General features: G+C 63.1%; 24 protein-coding genes and 1 pseudogene. 8 read left to right on the forward strand and 17 right to left on the reverse strand.

The annotated features are described in order from the left end of the window. Positions 1-5: 5 nt before the first annotated feature. From ACHHRT_RS09160 to ACHHRT_RS09180, 5 genes are read right to left on the reverse strand one after another with little or no spacing between them, the layout of a single operon-like run. On the reverse strand, positions 6-869 hold the full coding sequence (locus ACHHRT_RS09160) for a polysaccharide biosynthesis tyrosine autokinase (protein WP_395499466.1): 864 nt from the start codon (positions 867-869) through the stop codon (positions 6-8). Between the two features lie 31 nt (positions 870-900). Then, complete coding sequence (locus ACHHRT_RS09165; RefSeq protein WP_395499467.1) at positions 901-1,899, reverse strand: ExeA family protein; 999 nt, start codon at positions 1,897-1,899, stop codon at positions 901-903. Beyond that, complete coding sequence (locus tag ACHHRT_RS09170; protein WP_395499468.1) at positions 1,899-3,467, reverse strand: hypothetical protein; 1,569 nt, start codon at positions 3,465-3,467, stop codon at positions 1,899-1,901. Before ACHHRT_RS09170 ends, ACHHRT_RS09165 begins: the two co-directional genes overlap by 1 nt. A gap of 11 nt (positions 3,468-3,478) precedes the next feature. Continuing rightward, positions 3,479-4,765, reverse strand: a complete 1,287-nt coding sequence (locus ACHHRT_RS09175) for a hypothetical protein (protein WP_395499469.1) — start codon at positions 4,763-4,765, stop codon at positions 3,479-3,481. After that, positions 4,752-5,357: a polysaccharide biosynthesis/export family protein gene (locus ACHHRT_RS09180; RefSeq protein ID WP_395499470.1), complete on the reverse strand. Its 606-nt coding sequence runs from the start codon at positions 5,355-5,357 to the stop codon at positions 4,752-4,754. The genes ACHHRT_RS09175 and ACHHRT_RS09180 overlap by 14 nt, the downstream gene beginning before the upstream one ends. A gap of 222 nt (positions 5,358-5,579) precedes the next feature. Between ACHHRT_RS09180 and ACHHRT_RS09185 the strand changes: the two genes are divergently transcribed. Then, entirely contained in the window at positions 5,580-7,007 is a 1,428-nt protein-coding gene (locus tag ACHHRT_RS09185) for a B12-binding domain-containing radical SAM protein (protein ID WP_395499471.1), read from the forward strand. Between the two features lie 4 nt (positions 7,008-7,011). Here ACHHRT_RS09185 and ACHHRT_RS09190 read toward each other — a convergent pair whose 3' ends face one another. Further along, entirely contained in the window at positions 7,012-7,854 is an 843-nt protein-coding gene (locus ACHHRT_RS09190; protein WP_395499489.1) for an ion transporter, read from the reverse strand. Between the two features lie 206 nt (positions 7,855-8,060). Between ACHHRT_RS09190 and corA the strand changes: the two genes are divergently transcribed. Both corA and trxB read left to right on the forward strand, forming a co-directional pair. Beyond that, positions 8,061-9,203 carry a magnesium/cobalt transporter CorA gene (gene corA / locus ACHHRT_RS09195; protein ID WP_395499472.1) on the forward strand — a complete coding sequence of 381 codons (1,143 nt, stop codon included), beginning with the start codon at positions 8,061-8,063 and terminating at the stop codon, positions 9,201-9,203. After that, positions 9,200-10,198, forward strand: coding sequence for a thioredoxin-disulfide reductase (gene trxB, locus ACHHRT_RS09200; protein ID WP_395499490.1), 999 nt, complete (start codon positions 9,200-9,202; stop codon positions 10,196-10,198). The genes corA and trxB overlap by 4 nt, the downstream gene beginning before the upstream one ends. Here the strand turns inward: trxB and ACHHRT_RS09205 are convergent. Further along, positions 10,195-12,858 (reverse strand): ATP-binding protein, encoded by a 2,664-nt coding sequence (locus tag ACHHRT_RS09205; RefSeq protein ID WP_395499473.1) that lies wholly within the window; start codon positions 12,856-12,858, stop codon positions 10,195-10,197. The two genes, trxB and ACHHRT_RS09205, sit on opposite strands and share 4 nt — an antisense overlap. Beyond that, complete coding sequence (locus ACHHRT_RS09210; protein WP_395499474.1) at positions 12,855-14,255, reverse strand: cobyrinate a,c-diamide synthase; 1,401 nt, start codon at positions 14,253-14,255, stop codon at positions 12,855-12,857. The genes ACHHRT_RS09205 and ACHHRT_RS09210 overlap by 4 nt, the downstream gene beginning before the upstream one ends. 164 nt (positions 14,256-14,419) lie before the next feature. On the opposite strand from ACHHRT_RS09210, the gene ACHHRT_RS09215 reads away from it, so the two are divergent. The 3 genes from ACHHRT_RS09215 to ACHHRT_RS09225 are packed head-to-tail and all read left to right on the forward strand — an operon-like array spanning position 14,420 to position 16,794. Next, positions 14,420-15,058 (forward strand): tetratricopeptide repeat protein, encoded by a 639-nt coding sequence (locus tag ACHHRT_RS09215; RefSeq protein ID WP_395499475.1) that lies wholly within the window; start codon positions 14,420-14,422, stop codon positions 15,056-15,058. Further along, positions 15,055-16,176, forward strand: coding sequence for a DVU0298 family protein (locus ACHHRT_RS09220; RefSeq protein WP_395499476.1), 1,122 nt, complete (start codon positions 15,055-15,057; stop codon positions 16,174-16,176). Before ACHHRT_RS09215 ends, ACHHRT_RS09220 begins: the two co-directional genes overlap by 4 nt. Positions 16,177-16,215: 39 nt before the next feature. Continuing rightward, on the forward strand, positions 16,216-16,794 hold the full coding sequence (locus ACHHRT_RS09225; RefSeq protein WP_395499477.1) for a tetratricopeptide repeat protein: 579 nt from the start codon (positions 16,216-16,218) through the stop codon (positions 16,792-16,794). Here ACHHRT_RS09225 and tatC read toward each other — a convergent pair. Further along, positions 16,791-17,521 (reverse strand): annotated as a pseudogene (tatC, locus tag ACHHRT_RS09230) (twin-arginine translocase subunit TatC). The gene ACHHRT_RS09225 and the pseudogene tatC overlap by 4 nt on opposite strands. Positions 17,522-17,690: 169 nt before the next feature. Between tatC and ACHHRT_RS09235 the strand changes: the two are divergent. Continuing rightward, entirely contained in the window at positions 17,691-18,581 is an 891-nt protein-coding gene (locus tag ACHHRT_RS09235) for a YkgJ family cysteine cluster protein (RefSeq protein ID WP_395499478.1), read from the forward strand. Here ACHHRT_RS09235 and ACHHRT_RS09240 read toward each other — a convergent pair. Beyond that, positions 18,566-19,177 carry a 5-formyltetrahydrofolate cyclo-ligase gene (locus ACHHRT_RS09240; protein ID WP_395499479.1) on the reverse strand — a complete coding sequence of 204 codons (612 nt, stop codon included), beginning with the start codon at positions 19,175-19,177 and terminating at the stop codon, positions 18,566-18,568. The two genes, ACHHRT_RS09235 and ACHHRT_RS09240, sit on opposite strands and share 16 nt — an antisense overlap. A gap of 97 nt (positions 19,178-19,274) precedes the next feature. Next, positions 19,275-20,351, reverse strand: coding sequence for a D-alanyl-D-alanine carboxypeptidase family protein (locus ACHHRT_RS09245; RefSeq protein WP_395499480.1), 1,077 nt, complete (start codon positions 20,349-20,351; stop codon positions 19,275-19,277). Between the two features lie 261 nt (positions 20,352-20,612). Between ACHHRT_RS09245 and ACHHRT_RS09250 the strand changes: the two genes are divergently transcribed. Beyond that, positions 20,613-21,143, forward strand: coding sequence for a methylated-DNA--[protein]-cysteine S-methyltransferase (locus ACHHRT_RS09250; protein ID WP_395499481.1), 531 nt, complete (start codon positions 20,613-20,615; stop codon positions 21,141-21,143). Between the two features lie 21 nt (positions 21,144-21,164). Here ACHHRT_RS09250 and ACHHRT_RS09255 read toward each other — a convergent pair whose 3' ends face one another. The 6 genes from ACHHRT_RS09255 to ACHHRT_RS09280 all read right to left on the reverse strand — a co-directional run. Continuing rightward, complete coding sequence (locus ACHHRT_RS09255; protein ID WP_395499482.1) at positions 21,165-22,202, reverse strand: protein-glutamate methylesterase/protein-glutamine glutaminase; 1,038 nt, start codon at positions 22,200-22,202, stop codon at positions 21,165-21,167. 57 nt (positions 22,203-22,259) lie between these two features. Beyond that, entirely contained in the window at positions 22,260-22,715 is a 456-nt protein-coding gene (locus ACHHRT_RS09260; protein WP_395499483.1) for a chemotaxis protein CheX, read from the reverse strand. A gap of 30 nt (positions 22,716-22,745) precedes the next feature. After that, on the reverse strand, positions 22,746-23,189 hold the full coding sequence (locus tag ACHHRT_RS09265; protein WP_395499484.1) for a response regulator: 444 nt from the start codon (positions 23,187-23,189) through the stop codon (positions 22,746-22,748). Between the two features lie 113 nt (positions 23,190-23,302). Further along, the gene (locus ACHHRT_RS09270; protein WP_395499485.1) at positions 23,303-24,148 is read right to left on the reverse strand and encodes an HDOD domain-containing protein; all 846 of its coding nucleotides are present in this window, start codon (positions 24,146-24,148) and stop codon (positions 23,303-23,305) included. Continuing rightward, positions 24,145-24,624, reverse strand: a complete 480-nt coding sequence (locus ACHHRT_RS09275; RefSeq protein WP_395499486.1) for a chemotaxis protein CheD — start codon at positions 24,622-24,624, stop codon at positions 24,145-24,147. The genes ACHHRT_RS09270 and ACHHRT_RS09275 overlap by 4 nt, the downstream gene beginning before the upstream one ends. Positions 24,625-24,642: 18 nt before the next feature. Further along, the coding region (locus ACHHRT_RS09280) for a CheR family methyltransferase (RefSeq protein WP_395499487.1) at positions 24,643-24,953 on the reverse strand (311 nt) is incomplete at its 5' end.

Consider the following 24,953-nt stretch of genomic DNA (forward strand, 5'->3'; position numbering starts at 1 on the left):
CTGCATCACCTCTGCTGATCACGGGAGTAGTAGTAATCGCCGCCGTAAGCCCCGGAAAGCCGGCGCTCCAGCAGGTTGCTGCGATAGGCGTTGAAGACCACTCCGATAATTTTATCCGGGCCGATGGTTTCCACCAGTTGCCCCACATCATCGCGCCGCGACTTGCCCTCCCTAACCACCAGCACCACCCCATCCACCAGACCGGCCAGAATGGCGGTCTCCGCCGCCATCTGCAAAGGGGGGCTGTCGATCAGGATATAGCGATCGGGATAGCGGGCGGCCACCTCCCGGATCATGGCGGCCAGTTTTTCCGAACCCAGCAGCTCGGCCGGGTTGGCCGGGGGAGCGCCGCTGGGAATGATGGAAAGCTTATCAAGCCCGCTCTTGCGGATCAGGTGGCCCAGATCGACCCCCTCCCGCAGATGATCGGCCAACCCCGACTGGTTGTTCTCCAAGCCGAACATGGCGGCCAAAGCGGGCCGCCGCAGGTCGCAATCGACGACCAGGGCGTGCTCCTCCACCCCCTGGGCCAGGGATACGGCCAAGCCGGCGCAGACAAAGGTCTTACCCTCCCCAGGGGCGGCACTCACCACCAGGATGGTCCGGGCAGCCCTGGTGCCGGCCTGCGGATGGAGAATCCGGGTCCGCAGGCGGCGAAACTCCTCGGCCACCCCGGAGGCCGCCCCCAAGGCCGCCACCAGCCTTTCATCCCAGCTCCCCCTCACCTGGAGGGCGACCGGGCCGCTCCGGGCCGGCGTGGCCGGGGCGGCCGGCTCTTCAGCTCCACCCTCCATTTCCCCAGCGCCGACAACCGGTTCCTCCCGGTCGATGGCCTTTACCTTGCTTAAGGCTTTAAATACCTTTCCCACAGAATCACTCCCGTTGGCATCCGCCCCGCGCTCAAAACCGAGCCCAGGAATTAAAAAGCCGCCGCACCGCTTGCACCATCCCCTCCGGCTCCGCGAAATAACCGCCCTGCCAGATCCAGACCCCGGCCAGCACCAGCAGCAGCGCCGCCAGGCCCGCTCCCCAGAGGGCCGGTCGCCGCCCCTGCCAGGCTTTGCCGACCGGCAACGGCAACGGTTCCGCCTCCCCGGGGATGTGCAGATCCTGCACACAGGCCCGGACCGTTTCCGCTTCGATCACCGGCCGACTCTCGGCAAACCCGGTGAGCAGGGCCTGATCGGCCAGGATATTGATCAGCCGCGGCACCCCGCCGCTGGCCTTGTGGATCAGATCGATGGCCGCGGCGCTGAACAGATCGAACCGCCGGGCCCCGGCCTGCTGCAGCCGAAAAGTGATATAGCCGGCGGTGGCGGCCCGATCGAAGGATTCAAGATGGAACCGGATCGCGATCCGCTGGCGCAGGGGCAGCAGACGCTGGCCACCCAGGCGCTGGTTGAGTTCCGGCTGGCCCACCAGAAAAACCCCCAGCACTCCCGCCGCCGCCCCCTGCTGGTTGGAGAGCAGCCGGATCTCCTCCAGCAGCTCCACCGGCAGCACCTGGGCCTCGTCGATGATCAGCAGCACCCGCTCCCCCGCCCGGCCGCTTTTGGCCAGAAAAGCGGTAAACTCCTCCATAAACCGGGCCTTGCTGCCGGCATAGGGGGTCAGGCCAAAACCGGCGGCCAGGGTATAGTAAAAATCGTCCACCGTCAGCGAAGGGTTGCTGAGCAGGCAGACCCGGACCTGGCGATCCAGCGAGCGCAGCAGCAGGTGGAGCAGGGTGGTCTTGCCGGTCCCCACATCGCCGGTGAGCAGCAGAAACCCCTTGCGCTCCATGACCCCGTAACGCAAAACAGCCAAGGCCTCCTGGTGGGATTCGCCCATGAACACCGGCCCGGAGTCGGTGGTCAGGTCGAAGGGGTTTTTGCGCAGGCCGTAATATTTGGTATACATTACAAAATGATCAAACCCCGCTGCCACAAGAGCAGCATGCCCACCCCCAGAGCCACAAAACCGCAGCCCAGAAAAATCGCCCAGATAATGCCCCGCAGCCGCAGCCACCGCTTCTCGCGGGTGGTGGGCAGCAGCGGCACGGCACTGGTGACCGCCAACCCCAGGTACGCCTCCAGATCCCTGACATCCTTAAACGAGGTATCGGTAAACTCCCGGAGATAGGCCACCCCCAGGCCCAGCCCCAGACCGGCGGCGGCGGCCAGGATCATAAACTTGCGAAAATTGGGACTGAAAGGCTTGCCCGGCTGGTAAGCGGACTCGATGATCCGAAACTGGCTGCCCTTCTGCCGCCGCTCCAGCATCTCCGCCGATTCCGCCTCCAGACTCCGGGCCACCAGGGCCTGATAGTGGTGCTGCAACTGGCTGTAGTCCCTGGTCAAGGCCGCCCACTCCGCCTCCCGGACCGGGGTGGTCTCCACCCAGCGCTGCACCTGCTCGATCTGCTGGCGCACCGTTTCCTGCTCCCGGTTGAGGCGGGCCATGCTGATATCGATCTCCTTGAGCTGCAGTGCCAACTGGGCCAACTGATTGTCCTGGAAGCGGGCGCCGGGCGCATCCGCCCCGGAAACATCCCCGGCGACGGGCTCTTCCAGACCCGCCTCTTCCCGCTGGGCCCCCAGCAGGGTCTCCAGCCGGGCCTGCAACCGCCGAACATCGGGGTGACTGTCGGTATATCTGCCCCGCAACACCTCCAGCTCCTGGCGGACCCTGGCCAGCTCACTGGGAGGGGCGGGGCCGGCGACCACTCCGGCCTGCCCCTCAGCCAGGCGCAGGAGAATGTCCTGGCGCAGGCTGATCTGCTCCTGGATCAGAATCTGGGTGCGTTTGAGGTCCTGCAGGTTGTTCTGAATATTCTGATACTGGGCCTGGAGAGCGTTGAGCCGGGCGATATTGGCGGCCCGCTGTTCGGGCATTTCATTGTAATAGCGTAATTTATAGTCACGCATCCCCTCCTCCTGCTTATCCAGGGAGCTCTTGGCCATGGCCAGTTCATCCCGGATGTAGGCCACGGTCTCGCTGACCCGCTCCTCCCGGAAACGGATGTTCTCCTCGATGAACTTGGCGGCCAGGGCGTTGGCGGCCAGCATCACCTGGCGGGGATCGTCGCCGGTATAGGCCACCCGGAAAACATCCGCCCCCCGCTGGGGCTCGATACTGATCTGCCGGCGCATGGCCGCCACCACATCCACCATGGGCAGCCGCTGGCGCAGTTCGGGATAGAGACCATGGCTCACGATGATCTCCTCCAGATTGGAGAGGCTGGTGACCTGCTGGCCCACGGTGTTGACCATCTCCAACAACCGGGTCTGGACGTCGGGGGACATCCGGGTGGGGTTGATCTGCTGCTGCTGATACATGATCAGGGCCGAGGCCTGATAAACCTTGGGGCTCTTGAGGTAGGCCCCCAGGCCGGCGCCCAGGCCGCAGAGCAGCAAGAGCAGAATGAGCCGGAGGTTGCGGGAGAGAAACCCCACGATCTTGTTTACCTGTTGCTGTTCGTCGCTCATGCTCGCCAATCTCACCATTTCATCAAGTCATGGACCATGCGCAGCTCCAGCAGCAGCCGATGGTCCTGGTAATCGTCACCGCCATCGGCATCCAGCTCCTTGTAGCGATAACGGGTCGCGAGCTGGTAGCCCCGGCCCAGATCGTAGCTCAGGCCGCAACCGGCCTGGTAGATCCACTCCCGATTGGGCCCGGGCCGGTCGATGAATTCGTTGCGCCGCAGGGAAAGATCAAGTTCACCCATGAGCCCCCGGCTCAACTGGTAGCGACCGGCGGCCTGGGCCTGTTGATAGCGGGAGAGATCGCCCTCGTCGCCGCCGGCAAACTGCAGCTCATCGATCCCGCCCCGGCCGCCGACGGAGAACGAGCCCCGCTGCAACTGGCGGCTCAGATCCAGGGCGAAACTGAAGTAGCTGCCGTCGGCGCCGCCGGCACGGTCGATCCTGACCAAACCGACCCTGGTGGCCAGGGTGGCATGGGGGCTGAACCGGTGCTCCCAGCCGCCGTTGAAGCTGTGCAGCCGGTAATCGGGAGTCAACCCCTGGTAAGTGGTATCGTTGAAGCCATAGCCCAGAGAGAGCCGATCGCGGCTGGTGGCCTGGTAATTCAGCCCCAGGCTGAGGTCATGGGTTTCCAGGTCGTCCCCCCGATCAAAATCACCCTTGATGTAGCCGTAACCCGCCTCCGCCCCCCACTGCCGGTTGAACCGATAGCCCACATTCAGGGTGGGATGATGGCGCGTGTAATCGTCCCGGGTCCCCGACTGGTGGCGCAATATCCGGTTTTCATAGCCCAACCCCATGGTCCCCCCGGGACCGAATTGGTAATCACTGCTCAGGACAAAGGTGTTGAGCCGGAAACGCTCCCGTTCCCGCCCGGCGGAGAGCTCCGGGTCCACCTCCGGAATCGGCTCCCCGGCGAAATCGGAATCGTCGGAAATGTAGAAGCGGTTGGTAATTCCGGCCCGCCAACGGGGGGAGAGTTCACTCTCCCCCCGCAGCAGAAAGTCATGGTCCAGCGAGTCCCCACCGCTGCTGTGGTTGTACCTGATCCCCAGGTTGTAGCGCAGCTGGAGAAGGTCGGTCCGCCCCCGAGAGGTCAGATCCAAACCCGGCGCGAGCACCGAATACCAGGCCGATCGGGGCTGGTCCTCACTGAGGTTCACATTGGAGTCATACTCCTGGCGCAGGGCCAGGCTGCCGGCCAGGAGGTTTTCCCGGCTCCGGGCGGTAGCCGGCAAAACCAGCAGGGCCAGGACCAGCCAGCAAAAGCAATACCGGGGGGGATTAGGGTACGACAATGGTGTCTCCGGGAGCCAGCAGCAACTGCCGGCCCAGATCGCCCCTTCTAACCAGGGCGTCATAATCGAAGGGGATCAGTTTTTCCCCGTCGGCTCCCCGGCGGATCACCGCGATATTTGAGGTCTTGGCCCACTCCAGAAAACCACCACTGCGGGCCAGGGCCTGGAGCACGGTGAGGGGCCCATCCAGGGGGAATTCGCCGGGCTGCCTGACCTGGCCGATCACATAGTAGCGTTGATTGCTCCGCTCCAGGATCACCGTCACCGAGGGTTCCGCCAGGGTTTCGCGGTAGCGCTCCTCGATCCGGGCCGCCAGCTCCCGGGGCGACTTGCCGGCCGCCTCCAGATCGCCCAGCAGGGGCAAAGAGATCCGGCCGTCGAGCCGGACCTGCAGAGTCCGGGAGAGCTCCGCCTCCCGCCAGACCTGAACCTCGATCAGGTCGCCCACTCCCAGCAGATACTCCCCGCCGGCGGACTTGCCGACGGAGGAGTTTTCCGGTGACGCCCCGGCGGCCGACCCCGTGGCAGTCGCCAACACCCAGGCCAGGACAAACAGCAAAGAAAAGGTGATTTTTCTGCCGATAATTAACATTTTACCTCTCCCGCCCCCTGTCCAACCAAGGGAACAACCCGCTGCCGGGCTCTTGTCGCCCAAGATAAATAACTAAAAGTTGATGTTAGCACAAACGCGATGGGAAAGCAAAAAAAAGTGGGGCCGGGCCGGAAAGGTTGCCGCAGGGGATGGGGCAAGGTATACTCGGGCCGCATCGTGATTTTAAGCCCGCCAACCGCAACCGAGACCACAACGGAATCCATGCGTGAACATATTCTTTTGATCCATCCGTTAGGCTATACCGCCGATCCGGCCAAAACCGACATCGCCCGCCTGGCCAACCTGATGCCGCCCCTGGGGCTTTGCAGCATCGCCGCCTACCTGGAACGGCAGGGCTATCGCACCGCCATCATCGACTGCTTCGCCCACCCCGATTCCGATGCCAAAATCCTGGACCATGTGCAAAGCCGGCAACCGGAGTGGATCGGACTCACCTGCACCACCAACGGTTTTCTCGACGCGATCCGCATCGTCCGGCTGGTAAAGGCCGCCGCCCCCCAAACCAAAGCGGTGCTGGGGGGGGTCCATATCTCGGCCTTGCAGGAGAAGATCCTGGCCCAGTACCCGGAGATCGACTGCACGGTGGTGGGGGAAGGGGAACTGCCTTTAGAGCAACTGCTGGCCGGAGCGGCGCCGGAAAGCATCCGGGGCCTGGTTTACCGGACTCCGGAGGGGATCAGGTTCAGCGGCCTCCAGGGCCGGGGCATCGAGCTGGACACCCTGCCCTTTCCCGCCTATGACAAGCTGGAAGGCTACCCCCACGCTTACCAGCTGCCCATCTTCAACTACCCGCGCCACCCCAACGCCAGCGCTCTCTCCAGCCGGGGCTGCCCCTACGCCTGCAGTTACTGCGACCGCTCGGTGTTCCGCCGCAGCTTCAAGTACAACTCCGCCGACTATGTTTACCGGCACATGCAATACCTGAAGGAACGCTGGGGGATTAGGCATATCAACTTTTACGACGACCAGTTCACCTTCCACCGCGGCCGGGTGGTGGAGCTCTGCAATCGGTTGATCGCCGAACCGCTGGGAATGACCTTCAACTGCGCGATCCGGGCCGAACACGTGGACCCGGAGCTGCTGGCCCTGATGAAACGGGCCGGCTGCTGGATGGCCAGCCTCGGCATCGAAACCGGGGACCCGGAACTGCTGGCCCAGCACCGCCAGAATCCCGATCTCGAGATGCTGGCCCGCACCATCAGGGAGATCCACCGGGCCGGGATTCGGGTCAAGGGCCTGCTGATGCTGGGCTTGCCGGGGGAGAGCGAGGAGAGTGTGCGCCGGAGCATGAACTACGTCTTTTCGCTGCCCATCGATGACTTCAACCTGGCCAAATTCACCCCCTTCCCCGGCTCCCCCATCTACCAGAAGATCCATGAACTGGGGGAATTTGAGGAAGATTACGCCAAGATGGACTGCATGAATTTTGTCTTCGTCACCAAAGGGATGACCCGGGAGCGGCTGGATCAGCTCTTTCTGGAGTTCTACCGCCGCCATTTCACGCGGCCCCGGGTCCTGCTGGGTTATGTGGCCATGCTCTGGAAATCACCCCACAGCTGGTGGCGCTTTCTCCGCAATCTGACCAGCTTTCTCCGCTTTGCCCGTTCCAACAAACGGCTGGACGGCTGAACCCCTAGGAGCCACCCCCCCGGGCCAGCAACAGCTTCCTCAGCTCCCGGATTTCGGCCCGCAGTTTGCCGATATCCTGGTGCAGCTCCAGCTCCTTCTCCTCGGCGATCGCCTCGATCTCCGCCATCTGGCGAGCCTGGGCGGCCTGGGACTGGCTCTGCATCGCCTCGACGATCACCGCGATGAAGAGATTGAGCATGGTGAAGGTGGCCATCATGATAAAGGGAACGAAGAAGAGCCAGGCGTAGGGGAACTCCGCCATGATCGGGCGCACGATCCCCATGGACCAGCTCTCCAGGGTCATGATCTGGAAAAGGGTGTACATGGAGGCCCCGATGGAACCGAACCACTCGGGGAAAACGGGGCCGAAAAGCTTGGTGCTCATCACCGCCGCAACGTAGAAGAGCAGGAGCAGCAGGGCGATGATGGAACTGAGCCCGGGGATGGCGGCCAGCAGGGCCGAGACCACCGAGCGCATCCGGGGCGAGGCGGAGGCCAGCCTAAGTACCCGCAGCACCCGCAGACTGCGAAGCACCGAAAAGGCGCCGGTGGCCGGCACCAGGGCGATCCCCACCACCACGAAGTCAAAAAAACGCCAGGGATCGCGAAAAAAGCGGCTCGGCCCCATGGCGATCATGGCCAGACCCAGCTCGATCACGAAGATGGTCAGACAGATCCGATCCAGCCGGGTCAAGATAGGGCCATAGGGATCATTGATGGCGGGCACCGTTTCCAGGCCCAGCACCACCGCGTTGAGCACAATAATCCCGATCACCGCCCGGTGGACCCAGCGCTGCTCGATCCACGCGTACAAATCCGCCCGCCATCCCCGGTCAAGCTCTGCCATCATTCCGCCCTGCCTCATCTATACAAGTCTGGTCACCGGCCGACCGCCGGCCCTTCGGGTCGCCACTTTAAAGCAATTGCCGCCGACTTGCAGCAGAGAAATGGGGGCGGTGGTGAATTGACAGCCGGTTCAGCTTCAGGTAAACCTGACCATGATGCGGCCAGGGGCCACCTTAGCAACCCGCTTCCCGGAGTCCGATTCCACCAATGCCCCCCAATATCGGTAAAACGCCACTGCCGGAACTTTTGAATGTCGCCGGCCTGCTCTCCCGGATTACGGGCAGCTCCGCCCTCAAGGCCGGCCTGCCCCCCGGCACTGCCGTTCACGTGGGGGAGCGCAAGGCCCAGGAGGTCCGGATCACCATCGTCAACTACGATCGGGAGGGCTGCCGAACCCACACCGCCGCCCGACCGGAGGAGTGCGCCGCCCTCCGGGGCAAGCCGGGAATCACCTGGATCAACGTCGATGGCCTGCACCAGGTTGAATTAATCGAGAAGGTTGGCGTCTGCTTCAACCTCCACCCCCTCACCATCGAGGATATCTGCAACACCACCCAGCGGCCCAAGCTCGACCTGTTCGACGACCACCTCTTCCTGGTGGTCAGAACCCAGCGCTATCAGCCCGCAACCCGCACCCTGGAGCCCGACCAGATCAGCCTGGTGCTGGGCCCCAACTTTCTGCTCACCTTCCAGGAGCAGAGCGGGGAGCTCTTTGCCGGGGTCCGCCAGCGACTGGCCGGCGGCAAGGGGCGGATCCGCACCATGGGGCCGGATTACCTGGCTTACGCCCTGCTGGACGCGGTGGTGGACAACTACTTCACCGTCCTGGAGCAACTGGGGGAAGAGATCGAGAACGTTGAAGACGAGGTGATCGCCAACCCCGAGCAGACCACCATCCACCGGATCCATCTGCTCAAGCGGGAGCTGATCCTGCTGCGCAAGTCGGTCTGGCCCCTGCGGGAGATCCTGGGGAGCCTGATGCGCCAGGATGAGCAGGAGCTGATCGGGGAGGCGACCAACATCTACCTGCGGGACCTCTATGACCACACCATCCAGGTGATCGACACCCTGGAAACCTACCGGGACGTGGTGGCCGGCCTGCTGGATATCTATCTCTCCAGTCTCAGCAACCGGATGAACGAAATCATGAAGGTGCTGACCATCTTCGCGGCGATCTTCATCCCCCTGACCTTCATCGCCGGGGTTTACGGGATGAACTTCAACCCGGAGAGCAGCCCCTGGAACATGCCGGAACTGCACTGGTACTGGGGCTATCCCCTGGCCCTGGGCCTGATGGCCGCCATGGTGGTGGCCATGCTGATCTACTTCAAGAGAAAGAGATGGCTATGACTTCGCAAAGTTGCTTTCCCAACCCCAACAAAAATCGGCTGGACGACCAATCACCCCCGGAGAAGATCTGTGATCTGATCATCGTGGGCGGCGGCCCCGGCGGCCTCACCGCCGGCCTCTACGCCCGGCGGGCGGCCCTGGATACCATCCTGGTGGACAAGGGTCTGCCCGGCGGCCAGATGAACAACACCGCGACGGTGGAAAACTGGCCCGGGACCGAATCGATCAGCGGGGCGGAGCTGAGCGAGAAGATGACCGCCCACGCCCAGGCCTACGGCCTGGAGATCATGGGCCGCGAGGTCCGGGAGATCGAACCCGGTCTGGACTACCATACCGTGCGCTTGGACAACGACGAGGAACTTCATGCCCTGACCGTGATCCTGGCCACCGGCGGCACTCCCCGCAAGCTGGGGGTGCCCGGCGAGGCGGAAAACCACGGCCGGGGCGTTTCCTACTGCGCGGTCTGCGACGGCTTCTTCTTCAAAAACAAGACGGTGGTGGTGGTGGGCGGCGGCGATTCCGCCCTGGAGGAGGCGCTTTACCTGGCCAAGATTGCCGCCAAGGTCTATCTGGTCCACCGGCGCGAGGAGTTCCGGGCCGGGATGATCCTGCAGAAAAGCCTGCGGGCGGAAAAGAAGATCGAGGTATTACTCAACACGGTGGTCAAGGAGATCAAATCCGACGACAGCGGAGTAACCGGGGTCCGGCTGCAAAACGGCAAAAGCGGGCAAGAGACCAGCCTGGCCGCCGACGGGGTCTTTATTTTCATCGGCTTTGTGCCGGACAACTCCCTGGTCCCGGCCGGGATCCGGATGAACGCCGACGGTTACGTGCTCACCGACGAGAAATGTGAATCCTGCCTGCCCGGTTTGTTTGTGATCGGCGATCTCAGGGAAAAATTCGTCAAACAGATCGTCACCGCCGCCGCCGACGGCTGCATCGCCGCCCAGGCCGCCGCCCGCCACGTCGAACACCGCAAAAGCACCGGCCGTTAAGGTTTCCCCTGCCCGGTGGGCAACAACTCGTTGAGCAGCCGGGCGATCTCCTTGAGCCGGAAGGGCTTGGCAATGGCGCCGCTGAAGCCGTAGTCGCGGAAATTGGCCAGCACCGGATCGCTGGAGTAACCACTGGCCACGACCACCAGCGCCCGGGGGTTAAGGGCCAGGATCTCCCGCACCGCCTCCTTGCCGCCCATCCCCCCGGGGATGGTGAGATCCATGATGATCAGATCGATGGGAGCGGCGGCAGCCATGGCCTGCCGGTAGAGCGCCACCGCCTCCCGCCCCTCCCCGGCGGTAACCACCTGGTGCCCCAGTCGACCCAGCATCAACCGCATGATCTCCCGCACCTGCTCCTCATCGTCGAGGACCAGGATCTTGGCCGGGCCGGCAGCGGGAGCACCCGGCGCCGTTTTATCTTGAGCCGGTTTCACCGACTCCGGCGCCGGGCCGGAACCGACCGGCAGATAGATGGTAAAACAACTGCCGCCGCCGGGAGTGGAACCGGCGGTTATCCGGCCACCGTGTTTGCCGATAATGGTATGGGAGATGGCCAGTCCCAGGCCGCTGCCGCCGGCCTTGGTGGTGAAATAGGGGTCAAAGATCCGCTCCAGCACTTCACTGGCCATCCCGGGTCCGCTGTCCCTGACCTCCAGCAACAGATAGTCGCCGGGGGCCAGCCCCTCCCGGCCATCCTGGGGTTCGATGGTGACGTTGCGGCAGCTGATCTCGATCCGGCCGCCATCAGGCATGGCTTCAACGGCGTTCAGAATCAGATTCTGCACCACCTGGCTGATCTGGCCCCGGTCAATCTCCACCGGTTTAAGCTGGGCGGGAAAGTCAAAGCTGCAGGCAACCTGCTTGCCCCGTAGGACAAACTCGGCCGAATCCCGAACCACCTCGGCCAGGGAAGCCGACTCCTTGATCGGCTCTCCCCCCTTGGCGAAGGTGAGCAGTTGCTGGGTCAGCCCCCGGGCCCGAATTGAGGCCTTCTCCGCCTCTTGCAGCAGCCGACGGCTCCCGGCCGGCAACCGTTCATCCAGCAGACAGAGGTTGATGTTGCCCAGAATGGCGGTGAGGATATTGTTGAAATCATGGGCGATTCCCCCGGCCAGCACCCCCACCGACTCCAGCTTCTTGACCTTGACCAGCTCCTGTTCCGCCCGCAAACGCTGGCTGATGTCGCGAAAAACCAGCACCACCCCAATCACCTGCCCCTCCCGATCCCGGATGGGAGCGGCGCTGTCGGCGATATGGCGCTCCCTGCCATCCCGGGCCAGCAGGGTGGTGTCGGCGGCCAGAGCCGTAACCCGCCCCGCCGCCAGGACCTGTTCCACCGGGCTCTCCCGGGGTTGCCCGCTCTTGCCGTCGATAATCCGAAAAACCTCGGCCAGGGGCCGGCCGGTCGCCGCCGCCGTCGGCCAGCCGGTCAAATCGGCGGCCACCTCGTTGAGCAGCAGCACCCGGCCAGTAGTGTCGGTGGCGACAACCCCATCTCCGATGCTGGCCAGGGTCACCGCCAGGCGCTCCTTCTCCTCGGCCAACCGCCTTTCGTTTTCCCGCAGCACGGCCTGGTTGCGCGCCAGCGAGTCGGCCATCTCGTAAAAGGCCAAGGTCAGTTCCACCAGCTCGGTGGACCCGGCGGGGGCAACCTTGCCGCGGCCCAGGTTGCCCCCGGCAAATGCTTGAGTCAGGGCCAGCAGCCCGCGGATGGGCGCCACCAGGGTAAACCGGCCCACCAGCCAGGAAATCCCCAGGGAGATGGCCATCACCAGCCCCATCAGCAGCAGGTTGCGGCCCAGGGCGGCGTTGGCCGGGGCCAGAATATGCTCCTCGGGAATGCCGGCCCAGACATAGATGTGGGGCGGGGCCTCCGGGGTGAGGCGAACCGACTCAAAGGCGATGACCCGCCGCCGCCCATCGGAACCGTGGCCGACCAGGCTGCCCGCTTCCCCCGTCTGCCGGGCTATTTCCCAGATATCGGCCCTGATCGGCCGGCCAACGGGATTGGTCTCTTCCCGAGCCGGCAGATAGAGCAAGCGGATCCCCTGGTGATCGGTCAGGGCGATGAAGGAATCTGCCGCCAACTCCAGCCCCTCGTAAAAACGGGCCAGTCGATTGAGGTTGATGGCGGCGGTCACCACCGCCCGGAGCTCCCCCTCCCGATCCAGAACCGGATAGGCGAAGGCGACCGCCGGCACCATGCTGCCCACCCGGGAGATGATATACTCGCCCACCGCGAAATCCCGACTGGCCAGAGCTTCGCGAAAATGCTTGCGATCACCAAGATAGGCGTTCTCAAAGGGCAGAGCCGAGATCAGGACCCGGCCGTCGAGGCCGGTGAGGGTGAGGTTGAGATAGTCGGGGTTGTGGGCCAGAAGATCGGCCAAAATTTCGGTGCCGGCCACCGGATCCAGCTCATGAATGGCGGGAAGGCGGGAGAGCATGGCCAGCATCTGCCGGGTGGAAACGGCCAGCTCCTCCTGGGCTTCAGCCATGGTGCGAACCAGCAGGGTCACGTCACCTTTGGCGACTTCAATCTGCTGCCGGCGCTGCTCCAGCCCGGTATAGAGCATGATCAGCAGGGCCGGCAGCACCGCCACCATCACCAGCAGGGCCAAACTGAAGTTTATGGAACCGGGAACACCTTTTCTCACCTCTCCTCCAGGGCCCGGCGCACCAGGGCCACGGCCCATTCCGGCGTCCCCAGGGCGTGAATATGGGTGTAAAGGGCCAGGACGTTGTTGAAACAAAGCCCGTCACGGCCGTGGCTGAAGCCGGTGCCCCGCCCCATGGCCAGGACCAGCTCCGCCGCCGCCCCCGGCCACGATTCCACTGTGGAGTAACGAAATTCATGGCCCCGGATCACGCTGCCCACCGAGTAGAAAGGGTTCTCCTTCTCCACCAGCAGTTCCGTGTAACCATGGGCCTGGGGCTTGCGGGCCAGCCCGAAGCGGACCGGGAAAACCCCGGCCAGGGGGTACTCCACCCCTTCCAGGGCAATGGATTCCCCCAGGTAGATCAAGCCGCCGCACTCGGCATAGATCGGCAAGCCGGCGTTTGCCGCTTGCCGCACCGACTCCCGGAAGGAGTGGTTGGCGGCCAGGGCCGGAGCCGAGGTCTCGGGAAACCCTCCGCCGATGTAAAGGGCGTCCAGCTCCGGCAGCTCCCGGTCCCGCAGGGCGTTGATCGCCACCAGGTCGGCCCCGGCCGCCGCCAGGGCTTCCAGGTTGTCGGGGTAGTAGAACTGGAAGGCGGCATCATGGAGGTAACCGATCCTGGCCCGCCTTTGCTCGGTTCCGATCACGGGAGGGGCGGGCGGAGGGGCGGCCGCCACCACCGGCCCGGCGGGCGCCGCGGCCTGGGCGGCCCGGACAATTTCGTCGATGGCGAGATATTTTTCCGCCTGCTCCGCCAGGGCCGCCACCGCGGCGGCGGCCGAGCCATGTTCGGCGGCGGGGGTTACCCCCAGATGGCGCTGGGGGAAAAAATCCCGGCGGGAGCGGGGCAGGGCCCCCAGCACCGGCAGCCCGGTATAATGTTCCACCGACCGGCGCACGATATCCTCATGCCGGGCTCCACCAACCCGGTTAAGGACCACCCCCAGCAGGTTCGGCGCCTGATCGAAACGCAGACAACCCAGCACCTGGGCGGCCACGGTGCGGGTGGTCTTGGTGCAGTCCACCACCAGCAGCACCGGCAAACCGAGCAGCCTGGCCAACTCGGCGCTGCTGCAACTGCCCTCCAGATCGACGCCGTCGTACAGACCGCGATTTCCCTCCAACAGGGCCAGATCGGCGGCCCGGCGATGGTCGGCAAAGGAGCGGCGAATCACTTCGGGCGTCATCAAAAAGGGATCAAGATTGTAGCAGGGTCGGCCGGCGGCCAGGGCCAGCCAACCGGCATCAATGTAATCCGGCCCCTTCTTGAAGACCGCCACCGCTTCTCCCCGCCCAACCAGGGCGGCCACCAGGCCCACCGCCACCACGCTCTTGCCGGTACCGCCCCCCATGCCGGCCACCACCAGCCCACCCCTGCCGCCACCCTCGCTCATCACTTCCTCCTTGGCCGATTAGCTCCACTGTCACCCCAGCTTACCTCTTTTATCGCGGTTCACCACCCCCTTTTTTTTGACGCCCCGCCAGGGCTGTGGTATCTTTTTTGGTTCCAAATAAAAAATCCTTTTTAATGATCATAATTCAACCGCAAGGAAACCGCATGACCACGCCAACCGAAAAAACCGAAGAACTGGATAAGATTATCGCCGAGCTGGAAGAGAAGTGCGTAGAGCTGCCCAATAACGTGGTGGCCCACCACCACCTGGCCCTGGTTTACCGCAAGGCGGGACGGATCGACGACGCGGTCCGCGAGCTGGAGAAATGCCTGGAGTTGGACGATCACTCGGTGGAGGCCCACATCAACCTGGGGGCCATCCATTTCGAACGGGGCGACCTGGAAAAAGCCCTGGCCGCCAACCGCCGGGCGGTCAAGGTTTTGCCCGAGCTGGCCCGAGCCCACGCCAACATCGGCCTGATCATGCAGCAGCTCGGCGACGCGGAAAAAGCGGTGGCCGCCTACGAGGAAGCCCTGCGCCATGACCCCAAGCTGGCCAACGCCTGGGTCAACATGGCCACCAGCCAGATCGCGGCCGGCAACTTTGACCTGGCCGCCAAGGCCGCCAAGGAGGCGATCAAGCTGGAGCCGGAATTCGGCATGGCTTACAACAACCTGGCGGTGGCCCACTTTTATCAGGAACAGTACCAGGAGGCCAAGGCCGCCGCCCTCAAGGCCCGGGAACTGGGCTATCAGGTGGACCCCCGCTTCCTCCAGGCCATTGACCACGAACTGAGCGCATGAAAGGTCAGCAGATCAAAACCCCGCCCCGTTGCGTCTTCTGCGGCCAGGAGATCGAACCGGCCCGGGTTCCGGAACAACGCAAACTCGGAGAGTTCAGCGTGGGCCGCTGCCAGTGCGGAGCGGTCTACGCCTGTGACGCCACCGGCCATAACGTGGGGGCCGCCATGGTCGACGCCCTGCTCTACGCCTGCGACGACGACTGGGATCTGGCCTGGGACCTGCTGCCGGACCAGGACTATTTAACCGGCCGACTGGAGAGCTATGACGAGATCTCCCATCAGGTTCTGGATCAACGCCACCTCGACGGCCGTTATGTGCGGGGGGTTCTCTATTTTGTCCGCCTGCAGCGCGAGTACGACGAGATCATCAAGCTCCGCCAGGCCAAAAACAACCCCCAGACCGCCTCCCCCGCCGCCCCGGAATACCTGCCTCCCATCGAACCGGAACGGGACCCCCGCCGCAAAAAACGCCGGGCCGACAAGAGAGAGGTGGGCCGCCTGGCCCTGGCCGGTGATCTCGACGCCCTGGTGGACATCTGCTTCGACGATCTCAAAACCCTGCGCTATCTGCAGCGGCTGCTCTATACCCCCGACGAGGCCGAGCGCTGGCGGCTGGCCCACCTGATCGGGCAGGTCTGCGCCCGCCTGGCCACCCGGCAACCCGGAGCGGTCAGCGATCTGCTTCACCGCCTCTTTGAGGCCTGCTCCGATTCGGCGGCCACCCCCTGGGGGCTGGTTGAGACCATGGGTTCCATCATCGCCGCCCGGCCCGATATCTACGGGGGATTCGCCCGGCACATGCTGCGCTACGTCAACCATATCAGCACCCGATCCCAGGTCCTCTGGGCCTTGGGCACCATCGCCGCCCGCCGGCCGGATCTGATCAAAAACACGCCCTATTACCAGATGGCCGCCCTGCTCAACGACCCCGACCCCTTGATCCGGGCCATGGCCGTCAGGATTCTGGGCCCGGTGGCCGCCAGTGAGTTTTTCGGCCCCCTGGCCAATCTGACCACCGACCCCAGCGAGGTGACCTTCTACCAGGAGGGTCGCCCCCGGACCACCACCGTTGGCGAACTGGCCGCCCAGGCCCTTAAGCCCTCTCCGCCGGCGGCCTGAACCACTTAACCCCAGAGTTCAAAGATTAAAGGAGTACCCATGCAACCGATTCCCACCAATCCCGAAGCTGAAGAGCAAGAGCCCGAAAAGACCCCGGCCGAACTGGATTATGATGAAGGGCTGGAACTGCTGAAAAGGGGCAGTTTCCCCCAGGCCGCCGCCGCCTTCCATAACGCCCTGCGGGGGTTTGAGGAGGAGAAAAACGAGGCCGGGATTGCCCGGGCGGTGACCAAGCTGGCGGAACTCTGCCTGGAAAAGGAGGAGTACGCCAAGGCCCTGCCCCAACTGGAGCGGGCCTTGGCCATCTGCCGGGCCGCCGAGGATGACCTGAGCGCCACCTATCTGCAGAAGAGGCTGCTCAAGGCCCACATGGGCCTGCGGGACTACCCGGCGGCCCGGGAGCTGGCCCTGGAACTGCTCAACGCCTACCAGGATTACAACAATCCCGCCGGAGCGGTGGAGATGATGGAAAGGATGGCCGAAATCTATCTGGCCACCGGCGAGAAAGAGAAGGCCGCCGAAAGCTATCGCACCATGGCGGCGATCCATAAAAACTTCAAGCACACCCGGGCCGCCCAGGCCATGCTCGACCAGGCGGAAGCGGTGCTGCGCTCCTAAGCCGGCCGGCCGCCGAAAACCTTGACCATCCCGATGCTGATCTCATAGAGCACGATCAACGGGCCGGCCATCAACAGGTGGTTGACCACGTCGGCGGTGGGGGTGAGGATGGCGGCGAGGATAAAGGCCAACAACACCGCGTAACGTCGGTTGCGGGCCATAAAGGGGGCGTCGATCACCCCCAGCCGGGCCAGCAGGACCATAAAGACCGGCAGTTCGAAGATCAAGCCGAAGGCGATCAGCAGGCGCAGGGAGAGGGAGAAATACTCGCTCACCCCCGGCATGCTGGTCAGGTACTCGTGGGAATAGCCGACCAGGAAACGGAAGGCGGGGGGGAAAACCACAAAGTAGGCAAAGGCGGCCCCCCCCAGAAAGCAGAGGGCCGAAACGGCGGTGAAGGGCAGCACCACCTTCTTTTCGTGGTTATAGAGCCCGGGGGCGACAAAGCTCCAGATCTGCCAGAAGATCACCGGCGAGGCCATGAGCAACGCGGCGGTGAAGGCGACCTTCAGATAAAAAAAAAGCCCTCCTGGTAGGAGGTGAAGATCAGGCTGGTGTCCGGCGGCAGCACCGCGAACAGGGGAGCGAAGAACCAGTGCCCGATGGGCTTGCTATAGCTGTAGGTGAGGACAAAGCAGGCCGCGACCGCGATCAGGGAGCGGATCAGGGCCCGGCGCAGATCCCCCAGGTGTTCGGTCAGGGGTTGGGACTGAAAGGTTTCGCTCACCTGGGCCTCGCATGTGGAATTTTAAGGGCTCAGCTCCCGGGGCCTGCCATGGGATCGGCCCCGGCGATGGTAAAAAACGGTGGAATCATAACGTCGCCGACCTTTAAGGTCAAGGATTTCCCCGCTCCCGACAACCGACATCGCCACCGGGAACAACCCCGGCTATTTAATGATGAATCAGCCCCTTCCCGACAAAAAAGAGTTGCAGGCCGGCGTGGACCTGCTGGCCCGGCCCCTGCTGCCCCTGGTCAGACTGCTGCAGTTGCTCTATCTGACCGGGCCGTTTAGCCGCGTCGACGAGGTGCTGGAGCAGTTGCATGAACCTTTGGAGACGGCCGGCATCCTCTACCCGGAACCGGACCGCCTGCTCGCTCCCCACCGGGATCTTTTGGCCGACTTTGAAAAACTCAAGAGCCGGGCCGCCATTGCCACCGTCCTGGACGAAGAGGGGCAGCCCCTGGATCGATTCACCGCCTTGGAGAGCTGGATTTGCCACACCATCCTCAGCCGCGAACTGGAAACGATCAACAGCCTGCTCTGCGCCCCCTGCGGCTGCACCCTCTGCTGCACCGGCCCCGCCCCCGGATTGACCCAGGAGTTTTTTGAAATCCCGCTGCAACCCGAGGAGACCGCCCTCTTCCCCCTGCCCCGAATCGACACCCCGGCCAGCCGAAAAAGCAGCAGCGCCAGCGAGCCGCCCCTGTTCCACCAGGACCGGGAGTTTTACCGGGCTGAACCGGCCCTCTACCATTGGCGCCAGGGCTGGAGCATGATCCTGCCCCAGGCCCGGCGCTGCCCCCAGCTCACCGCCGCCGGGGGTTGCCGTATCTACCCCAGCCGGCCCCGGGTCTGCCGGCTGCCCCAGATCTTTTCCTACCTGCTGGAGGAGCGGTTGCCCCCTGCCGGGGCGGGCAGCGGCGCTTCCCCCCCGGTTTACCTGGCCCGCCACAAACTGCTGGTGATCTGGGATTGTCCCTATGTGCGAACCCTGCGGGAGGAGATCGCCCGGTTTGCCGAGGCCTCGGGGCTGGAGCCGATCTTCCGTCACAACAAAGGCTGAGGATTGCGCAGTTGCCAGAGGGGGGTGATTCGTTTGATCCGAGTGGGAGAAAGCTGCTCCCAGAAGATCTTGGGCGGGCTCTCCCCTTGGGCGCGGGGATAGCGCTCCAGCCCCTGCCCATTAAGCAGGTAGTCGGCCTGGAGATCCCAGGGGTCGGCGGGAAGGGTCAATCCGGGCTCCAGGGGAGCCGCCACGGCCACCACCTGGTAATCACCGGCCAGGGCGCCGGTGGCCGCCAGGATCGCCAGCGAGAGGTCAAAATAACCCTGACCATCACCCAGCACCCGGCCATGCCGATCAACGGCCAGGACCTCATCCACCAACAGATCCACCCCCAGGCCGGCCAACTGGCCGGTGGTGAGCTTCCGGGCAAAATGGGGCATCCCTTTGTGGGTCACGGCCAGGGGTAATTTAACAAAGGGGATGGTAAAGGGACGAAAAAGGTAGAAGCCGTCCCGCAGGCCGGGGGAGGGCATCAACAACTCCTTGCCATCCAGCAGGGTGTTGATCCTCAGCTGTTTAAGCCGGGGAGTCGGGCCGACGAACAGGCGGCGCCGCCCTTTGTAGCCGGGCAGGGAGCGCAGGGCTTCGGCCAACGATCCGGGGGAAAAATCGGCTGGCCGGCAACGGCGGCGGAGCCCCTCCTTATCGCGGGGCAGATCGGAAGAGTCGGGCCGAGGGCGGGAGGAAGAATTACAGACTGGATTTGCCGGCATCGCTCAGCACGGTCAGCGCCACCGAGCCGGAGCCCGGAACACGCCGGGTAAAGGCGGGATCAACCGTGGCCGCGGCCATCACGGCGCTGTTGCCCATCAGTTGAAAACCATGCTCCACCAGGTGGCCGACATCATCCCACATGCTGTTGCTGCCCATCAGGGCGATCAACACCTCATCGTTGCCCCGCTTGAACTTGCCGACGTAGGTCTGGCGGGCGGCGTTGGTGTAGCCGGTCTTGCCCCCTTCACTGCCGTTGATCTGCCAGAGGGCGCGGTTGTTGGAGTTCAGGGTTCGACCAAAACTGGTTTGAGCGGAAGCGGTGCCGATCCGTCGGGCAAATTCCGGATGCTGCATGGCATGATGAAAGATCAGGGCCAGATCCCGGGCCGTTGATTGCTGGCCACTGGCGGTCAAACCGTTGGAGTTGATCAGCACGGTATTGTTGGCCCCCATGGCCCGGGCCTTGCCGGTCATCAACCGGGCGAAAGCCCTTTCGCTGCCGGCAATCTTTTCGGCCAGGGCCACGCTGGCGTCGTTGGCCGAGCTGAGCAGTATCGCGTTGATCAGATCCCCGGCCCGGTAGGAACTGCCCTGCTGCAGGTAGATCTTGGAGCGGGGCATCCCGGCAGCCCGACGGCTGGTGGGCACCAGTTCGGAGTCGCGCAGGGAGTCGAGGGCGATCAGGCCGGTGAGCACCTTGATGGTGCTGGCGGGCTGGCGGGGTTCATCGGGATTGAGGGCGAAGAGCAGGCGCCCGGTGCGGGCGTCCACCACCACGGCACTGCGGGCCGAGAGCCGCCGGGCAAGCTGCTCGCCGGCGGCGCTGCCCAACAGGACATTGCCCGCCTGGCCCGGCTGACTCTTGACCAGTCCGTTATCGGCGGGCCGCAGCAGGGTAAAAGAACCGGTGGCGGCCGCAGCGCCGGCGGCCGTGGCCCCCGGAGCACTCTTGTGGGTGGTGGCCAGGGCCTGCCGGGCAGCCGCTTCCTGGCCGCAGAGCATCACCGACAAACAAGCTACCAGTACCAACTGCCAGACCGACACCAACCGCATCCTCTCCTCCCACAGGCTGTTTTGAACATTGACGGGGAGTCTGTTAAGATCGGGTAACCACCGCCCGATCTCCTGCTCCCATATAACCTGCTATAGAGAAGTGATCGGAAAAAATCAAGCATAAAATTAACTATTTTTTCTATCTTCTTGTTTTTATGAAGCAACAGAAAATTACCCAAAACATGAAACCGCACCACATCTCGTGTTACGGCCGATCAGCACCACCATATCTTGAGCCCGCAAGGGTTTGGAGGACCATCCGTGCCACCAGAATTAAAAAGATTCCTCACCCTCTGCTGCCCCCACCCCCAACTGACCTGCTGGTTTATCCTGGCTGACGGCGGCCCGGTCCGAGTCGATTTCCTGGCGACCGACCATCGGCGGGCCGTCTTGACCCTCCGGCAATGGGGGGCCATGGTCGGCGACGGGAGCCGGGAGGCCGGCTCCGCCGCGATCCGCCTGGTACAACAACATCTCGCCGCCTATCTGGCCGGCGAAAGTCGCTGCTTCTTCGCCGATCCACCACCCTCCCCTTTCCTGGCGGCGGGCAGCGGATTCCAGCAAGAGGTGTGGCGGCAAATTGCCGCCATTCCATATGGAGAAACGAGAAGCTACGGCGAGATCGGCCAGGCTCTGGGCGACCACAACCTGGCCCGGGCAGTGGGCGGGGCCTGCGGGGCCAACCCCTGCCCGCTGCTGATCCCCTGTCATCGGGTGGTGGGGAAAAATTCGTTAGGGGGGTTCACCGGCGGCATCGAAATCAAAAAGCTGCTGCTGACCATCGAAGGGTAGTCAAAAACCCGCGGGCAGGCATCAATCCTCTTCCAGCATTTTCAGAACCGCGGCGGGGATATCCTTAAGCGGCAGCACTTTGTCCACCGCCCCCACCTCCACCGCCTCCTTGGGCATCCCGTAAACCACGCAGGAAGCCTCGTCCTGGGCGATGGTCCGGGCCCCGGCCTGCTTCATCTTCAGCATCCCCTGGGAGCCGTCCTTGCCCATGCCGGTCAGGATCACCCCGATGGCGTTGGCGCCACCATAGGCAGCCACCGAGTTAAACAGTACATCCACCGCCGGGCGCTGATAACAGACCATGGGACCGCTTTTGATATTCACGTAGTAGCGGGCCCCGCTCCGCCGCATCACCATGTGAAAGTTACCCGGGGCCAGCAGGGCGGTACCCGGGACCACCGCGTCGCCATCTTCCGCCTCCTTGACCCGCACCCGGCAGAGGCTGTCCAAACGCTCGGCAAAACTGGTGGTGAACTTGGCCGGCATATGCTGCACGATCATAATGCCGGGGGAGTTGGGAGGGAACTGGGTCAACACCTCTTTCAGGGCCTCGGTCCCGCCGGTGGAGGCGCCGATGGCGATCAGCTTGTTGGTGGTCCGGGTCAGCGACAACTTGGGGGCAACGGCACTGGGAGTGGTGATCATCCGACGTTGCCGGGTCACGTCCACCTGGGCCGCGGCCCGAATCTTTTCCGCCAGCTGGGTACTCATGTCGCCCACCGAGTACGCCTCGCCGGGCTTGCTGATCACCTCCACCGCCCCGATCTCCATGGCCTCCAGGGCCAGGCTGCCGCCCTCGCGGGTCAGCGAACTGACAATGATCACCGGCAGGGGGTAATACCTCATCAACTTACGCAGGAAGGTGATCCCGTCCATGCGCGGCATTTCGATATCCAGGGTTACCACATCGGGTTTGAGCGCCACGATCTTGTCCCGGGCCACATAGGGATCGGGAGCCGTGCCCACCACCTCGATATCCTTTTCCCGGGACAACTCCTCGCTGAAGACCTTGCGGACCACCGCGGAATCGTCAACCACCAAGACCCTTATCTTACCCATAATACCGCCGTATGGATGCTGTTGGCCCGATCATCTCTTCCCTTTTCGCAAAAAACATCAGTTAAAAACAACCCAGAGCCGACCGTAGTCGGTGTCGAACAGAAACGCTCCCGGTTCCTTGGCAACTTCAGCCCCGGCAAAATGATCCAGGATCATCGCCTCGGGAATGTTCAGCTTGGACTCCCCGGCGGGATCGATCTTGCCCAGCAGGCTGCCCACCGCCATATTGGTGGCCTCCTTGGCAGTGTCCAGCATCTGTTCGTCGCTGATAGCCGCTTCATCGGCCCCGAGGAAGTTCATGGTGACATTGTGGGCCAGCCGTTTGGGCAGATAGATGGTGAAGCGGCCGGACTGGGGCCCCTGGTAGGCGATATCGGCCCGGATATAGGTATCGTCGCAGACCAGCGCCTCGGGACCGGGAATCTCATCGACCGGCTCGAGAAAGGTGAAGAACATGGTTTCGAAAACTTCACCAAAAGTCTGAAAAATTAATGACCTGAACTGCCCATCCATCGGTCGAGCCTCCACGGCGGTTAAGGGGTTTTAAAAATCCATATCATCTTCGCTGGCCGCCGCCGGCTGCGAAGGGGCTTCAACCTTGTGCTGATAGGCCTTCTCCAGGACTTCGTAAAGGATCTTCTTGATGCTCTCCGGCTGAAAGGGCTTCCTGACGTAACCGGCCGCCCCCAGGCGGCGGGCCTCATCCATCCGGGCCTCACTGGACTCGGTGGTGATGAAGATCAGGGGGATCCGCCGGAATTCCTCGTTGCGAGCAACCTCCCCCAACAGTTCCATCCCTCCCATCACCGGCATGTTGATATCGGAGAGAATCACGTCGATCCAGTTGTTTTCAAGAATATCCAGGGCCTCTTTACCGTGGGTGGCCTCAAAAAAACTGCCCACCGGCACCCCGGCCATCTCCACCGTCTTCTTGATAACCGCCCGCATGGTTGCCGAATCATCCGCCACCAGAATATTAAATGCCATTGCTCTTCCTTATTTGCTGCGGTTTGTTATTTTGCCAACCCCTTCGCTCCGCGCCACGACCACCCCGGGGAAGCAAGAAACCGGAAACATCAACGACTATAACCGCCTTTGCCTTAGAGTTGAAGCAGTTCTTCGGCCTCTTCAAGCTCGTGCAACAGGTTGGCCATGCACATATCGAGATGGGAACGGGTAATGCCAAAGCGACGCAGCCCCTCCCCCTGCAGCTTGGTGGCCAACCCGTCGGCCCCCACCCCGATCCCCATGGAGATCACCAGGGCGTTGCTCAGGGCGACCAGGGCGGCCAGGGGCTCCTTGCCCAGGACTTCCGGGTCGTGGTGGAGCATCACCGCCTGCTGAATCTCCTCGGGGAACTCCCAGTGCTTGAGGATAATTCCTCCAAGGTCGGCATGGCTGATCCCCAGAATCTCCTGCTCCACCTCGACAAACGACTTCTCGCCCTCGCTCACCCGGGCCATGATCCGTTCAAAATCGTCAGAGACAAAACTGCTCAGGAAGCGCTTGCCGATATCATGGAGCAGACCGGCGGTGAAGGCGGCGCCGCTATCCACCCCCTGCACCTTGCCCACCAGCTGTTTGGCCATGATGGCCACCGCCACCGAGTGGCGCCACAACTCGCCCTGCTCCAGTTCATAGCCGGAGCCCACCGCCCCTTTATAATAGCGGGCGCTGCTGCTGGTGATGATGATATCCTTGAGGTTTTTATCTCCAATCACCACCAGGGCTTCCCGCAGGGAGGAAACCTTACGGGAAAGTCCGAAATAGGGAGCGTTGCAGATCTTCAGGACGTTGGCGGTTATCACCTCATCGTACTGGATAACCTCGGCCAGAAGACGGACATCGGTTTCCGGGTCGGCCAGCAGCCCCATCACCCGCTGGGCCACCTTGGGAAAGGGCTGAACATGTTTTACCAGGCTAAGAATCTCTTCCACTCTGCTCATAGCTCGAACTCCCCCCGGCCGGAAACCTTGAGGGTCGTCAGCCCGTTACCCACCGCGATGCTGATTGTGCGGTTACTGGAGCCCCCCACATCTTCCTTGGTGATCATAATGTTGTTCTTCCAAAACATCTTGCGCAAGACGGCGTTATTACGCTTGCCGATATTGAAAATTCCCGAATTATCCATAATCTGACTGCCACCCACCACCTTGACCACCAGCCGGGTTTTCACCGCCCCGAACTTGTAGGTCTCCTTGAAGAGCAGCGGGATTCCGGTGTCGGCGAACATAAAGGGTTTAGCCTGGGCCTTATTCTTGTCCAGCGACGAGTCCGGCAGCATATAGTGCAGCAGTCCCGCGACCTTGGCAACCGGGTCCCAGATGGCCACCCCGATGCAGGACCCCAGGGAATAGGTGATCAATACATCCTCGGGATTGTTGCTCACCTTCATATCCGAGATTCCAACGACGATTTTCATGAAGCTTTTTCCCGCGAACTATTTTTTCCGGTAGGCCGTGGAGGCGATTTGGCTGAACCCGTGTTTCAGACTGGAGATGCTTTCCGAGTGGCCGATGAAGAGATAACCGCCCGGGGCCAGGGCCTGATGAAACTTGTTGAGCAGCACCTGTTGGGTCTCCCGATTGAAGTAGATCATCACGTTGCGGCAGAAGATCACATCCAGGCCACCATTCCAGGGGAAATCATCCATCAGGTTGAAGCGTTCGAAGCTGATCCGGCGGCGCAAAAACTCCTTGACCCGCACGTTTCCTTCGGCCTGCCCCACCCCCCGCTGGAAATATCTTTTAA

Origin of the sequence: Desulfurivibrio modestus (genome assembly GCF_044068625.1) — a bacterium.
In the GTDB taxonomy this organism is placed as follows: domain Bacteria; phylum Desulfobacterota; class Desulfobulbia; order Desulfobulbales; family Desulfurivibrionaceae; genus Desulfurivibrio.